Below are 4,649 nucleotides of genomic sequence, written 5' to 3' on the forward strand. Positions count from 1 at the left end.
ATAAAGGAAGGTGACTTTTTTTCACCCAAAAGTGTCTCGATTACGACACGCTCTTTATAACTTAATCTGTGATAATTCTGTGTTTCCATACAACAAATCTACTAGGTCGATTTGTTGCGCTAAGTTCTTGAATTCGGGATTCGTTTTCCGAGTTATGATATTTAGAGCGCTGAATTCCAACTACAGGTTCTTTCGATTTTCTTTTTTTCTTTTCCATTTCCTTCAGAACACGGATGGAAACCCATCGCCTGCAATAGTGTTCATCCAAATTACTTCCGTGAGGATTGTGAAGCTGATTCAGGTGAAGTTCCTTTGTCAAAGCATAATGCCCTGTTCCGATTTTGTTGTCGAAGCGCAGGAAGAAAAGATTATTCAGGTTGAAATGATAAGGTAGAATATTTGTCAGGCGATGAATAAATGTTTCGTGCGAAGAGGTGTATTTGGAAATCAGTTTCAGGAAATTTTCTTCACTCCATTTTTTTGCAGAGAAGAACTTTTCCATATCAGCAACAAGCGATTGCTCATTCATCAGCAATGCGCCTGCAAAATAGGATGCTTTAAAATTATTGAGCACGTGGTCGAACGATTCCACTTTCATCAGCGGAAGCGTGAAAGGTCTTTCCTTCAAATGCAAATAGTGAAAACCAATTTCTCTTGCCATGATAAATGCGCGCTGAGAATCATCGAGCGCGGGGTTCAGCAGGAGTTTTTTCTTTCCTTCGAGAGAAACAGCACGCATGTGCTTTATCTCTTTATATGTCGGAAGTTCTGTATCATTCACTTCATACCCAAATTCTTTTTCCAGAATTTTCTGAAGCGTTGCGGGTTTAACCGATACCTTATTATTAATAGAATGTTTTTCCGCAAACGAGTTCGCGGATTTTTCAAGTTCGGGAAAATAATTTTCATGAGATTCCTGGTAAGAGCGAAGAACGGCAAGAAGAAAATGTTCCTGTGTAAACTCATGGTTGCGCGCCACTTCAATGATGGTGGAGATAAATGCGTTCACTTTCGCGGGAGCATTTGAAATCAGTTCCACCAGTTTATGCCTGTCAATGCCGAACATCTCAAACGGAATCTCATCCAGAATTTTTGAATCAAGCACCGAAGCGATGGGTGCATGCGCTTTGTGAAGTTTTATGGAAACCAGTTTATCATAAGGAATGTCCAGCGCTTTGGAAAGTGAAGCAATTTTTTCTCCCGATGGATACTTTTTGCCTTTTTCTATTTCATTCAGGTAAGAAACCGATAGATGGCTTTTCTCGGCAAGTTCAACAAGCGAAAGGTTCTGTTCGCTTCGAAGTTGTTTAATCTTCAGCCCGAAAATGATTTTGATATTACCTCCGCTTAACTGCACGGACAAATATAGCAACTTGTTAACGGAATGTACGCAGATTGTTGAAAAAATTCTTTTAGCGAAATTTCGCTGATTGAAAATATTCGTACTATTGCGCAATGTTTAACCCTAATTCATACTAACATGTCGCCCGTAACTGCTACTCTCCTGAAAGGAATCGAAATCAATGCTCCCGTGCTGGATGCGCACATGAGCATTCTCACTACCGATGCACTTGAGTTCATCGCGCATCTTCACCGCAGGTTCAATGTGAGAAGGAAACAACTTCTTGCAAAACGTTTCGAGCGCCAGCAGGAAATTGACAAAGGAATTTTTCCTTCTTTCCTTCCGGAAACCAAACACATCCGCGAGAGCGAATGGACTGTGGCTCCGCTTTCCAAAGATTTGCTCGACCGTAGAGTTGAAATTACCGGTCCGGTTGACCGCAAGATGATTATCAATGCGCTCAACTCAGGAGCGAATGTTTTCATGGCGGATTTTGAGGATTCCACTTCACCGACATGGAATAATATCATTGAGGGACAAATAAATCTTCGCGATGCAGTGAGCGGAACGATTACCTATTATAATAACGCGAATGGAAAAACCTATCGCCTCAATGAAAAAACTGCCGTGCTGTTTGTCCGTCCGCGCGGATGGCACATGGAAGAAAAACATTTCTTGGTGGACGATGAATTTATTTCCGCTTCCATATTTGATTTCGGATTATACTTCTATCACAATGTTCACGAACTTCTGAAAAAAGGAACTGCTCCGTATTTCTATCTGCCGAAAATAGAAAGCCATCTGGAAGCGCGATTATGGAATGAGATTTTTACGGAAGCGCAGAAATTATTGAACATTCCTCTCGGAACAATTAAAGCAACCGTTCTGATTGAAACAATTCTCGCTTCGTTCGAGATGGATGAAATTCTTTTTGAACTGCGTCAGCATTCTGCGGGATTAAATTGCGGACGGTGGGATTATATTTTCAGTTTCATAAAAAAGTTCCGCGCGCATTCGGATTTTGTTCTGCCGGAACGCTCTCAGGTTACAATGACCACACACTTCCTGAGAAGTTATTCCCAGCTACTGATTCAAACCTGCCACAAACGAAATGTTCACGCGATGGGAGGAATGGCCGCTCAGATTCCGATTAAGAATGACGAAGAAACAAACCTGATTGCTCTTGAAAAAGTCTGCACGGATAAAGAACGCGAGGCAAAAGACGGACATGATGGAACATGGGTTGCGCATCCTGCCCTTGTTCCGATTGCAAAAGAAATTTTTAACAAGCACATGCCATCGCAAAATCAGATTCATGTAAAAAGAGAAGATGTAAAAGTTTCAGCGAAAGATTTAGTGCAAATTCCCGAAGGCACAATTACTGAGGAAGGAATCATCACCAACATTGATGTAGCGATTCAATACATCGCTTCCTGGCTGAGAGGGACGGGATGCGTGCCGATTTACAACCTGATGGAGGATGCAGCCACTGCGGAAATTTCCCGCACACAAATCTGGCAATGGCTTCATAACAAAAATGTAAAACTTTCGGACGGAAGAATTTTTTCCTTCGATATATATGAAACCATCGTGCCGAAAGCAATTGCTAAAATCAAAAATTTAGTAGGTGAGAAATCCTTTCGCGATGAAAAATACGAAGAAGCATTCATGCTTTTTAATAGAATGGTGAATGCAAATCATCTTCACGATTTTCTTACAACACTTGCATATCAACAATTAGATTAATAAAAAAATTATCTATGACAAAACAAGAACGCATCAGCGTATTAATTACCGACTGGAATTCAAATCCGAGATGGAATGGAATCGAACGCACTTACACTGCTGAAGAGGTTGTAAACCTCAGCGGCTCGGTGAAAATTGAATACACGCTTGCGAAACTCGGAGCAGAAAAACTATGGAAACTTCTGCATTCTGAAAAATATGTTTCTGCGCTTGGCGCGCTTACAGGAAATCAAGCCATACAGGAAGTGCAAGCGGGATTAAAAGCAATTTATCTCAGCGGGTGGCAGGTGGCCGCTGATGCAAACCTTACAGGACAAATGTATCCTGACCAGAGTTTATATCCAGCAGATTCCGTTCCGAATGTGATTCGGAAAATAAATAACTCATTGCTGCGTGCTGACCAAATTCAAACGCTGAGCGGAAAAACAGAAGTAGATTTTCTTGCACCTATTGTTGCCGATGCCGAAGCCGGTTTCGGAGGAAACCTTAACGCTTTTGAATTAATGAAAATGATGATTGAAGCAGGTGCAGCAGCAGTTCATTTTGAAGACCAATTGTCTTCAGCAAAAAAATGCGGACATCTTGGAGGAAAAGTTTTGGTGCCTGCTCAAGAGGCAATCAACAAATTAATTTCTGCGAGGCTTGCTGCGGATGTAATGGGAGTTCCTTCTATTATTATTGCACGAACCGATGCGGATGCCGCCAACCTCATTACTTCTGACATTGACGAACGCGACAGAAAATTTATTTTTGGAAAAAGAACTTCTGAAGGATTTTATCAAGTAAAAAATGGATTGGAGCAAGCGATTAACCGTGGGCTTTCTTATGCTCCATTTGCCGATATGCTCTGGTGCGAAACTTCGCATCCTGATATTTCTGAAGCAAGAGAATTCGCTCAGGCGATTCATCAGAGATTTCCAAACAAATTTTTAGCGTACAATTGTTCACCATCTTTCAACTGGTCGGCAAAACTTTCTAAAGAAGAAATGCTCTCGTTCAGAGAAGAGTTGGCAGAACTCGGATATAAATTTCAGTTCGTAACGCTTGCTGGATTTCACGCGCTCAACACAAGTATGTTTGAACTTGCTCTTGCTTACAGGGAAAAAGGAATGGCGGGCTACTCAGAACTTCAGCAGAAAGAATTTGCTTTGCAGGAAAAAGGATTCAAGGCGGTGAAACATCAGTCGTTTGTCGGCACAGGGTATTTTGATGCGGTGCAGAATACTGTAACAGGAGGGCTTACTACCACAACTGCGATGCACAATTCAACGGAAGAGAAGCAATTCAATTAGTGGAGCAAATCAGTATTACAGTATAATCGTAAAAATGATTAATCATCCCGTAATTTCCCCGCGGTTCTCCGCAATCGTCCCTAATCCTCCGAAATCCGTGCAAGGTGACCTTTACTAAAATAACTATATGACCTTTACTAAAATAACTATACAGTTGTGATTGGTTTTACTGGAATAGTTATACACTATTGTTTCGTTACACGGATATGGCTATACAATTTTTGTAAAAATACTGAAATAGCTATACACCCCTCACTAAGGTGGTTGGC

General features: G+C 41.2%; 3 protein-coding genes. 2 read left to right on the forward strand and 1 reads right to left on the reverse strand.

Annotation, left to right across the window (positions count from 1 at the left end; all coding sequences use genetic code 11):
- Nucleotides 1–61 precede the first annotated feature (61 nt).
- Nucleotides 62–1,363 (reverse strand): helix-turn-helix domain-containing protein, encoded by a 1,302-nt coding sequence (locus tag HY063_00905; GenBank protein MBI3500331.1) that lies wholly within the window; start codon nucleotides 1,361–1,363, stop codon nucleotides 62–64.
- A 117-nt stretch (nucleotides 1,364–1,480) separates the two neighbouring features.
- Here HY063_00905 and aceB point away from each other — a divergent pair, with 117 nt between their 5' ends.
- Entirely contained in the window at nucleotides 1,481–3,088 is a 1,608-nt protein-coding gene (gene aceB, locus HY063_00910; protein ID MBI3500332.1) for a malate synthase A, read from the forward strand.
- A 14-nt stretch (nucleotides 3,089–3,102) separates the two neighbouring features.
- Entirely contained in the window at nucleotides 3,103–4,380 is a 1,278-nt protein-coding gene (aceA, locus tag HY063_00915; protein MBI3500333.1) for an isocitrate lyase, read from the forward strand.
- Nucleotides 4,381–4,649: the final 269 nt, after the last annotated feature.

Source organism: Bacteroidota bacterium (genome assembly GCA_016195025.1).
GTDB lineage: Bacteria > Bacteroidota > Bacteroidia > Palsa-948 > Palsa-948 > Palsa-948.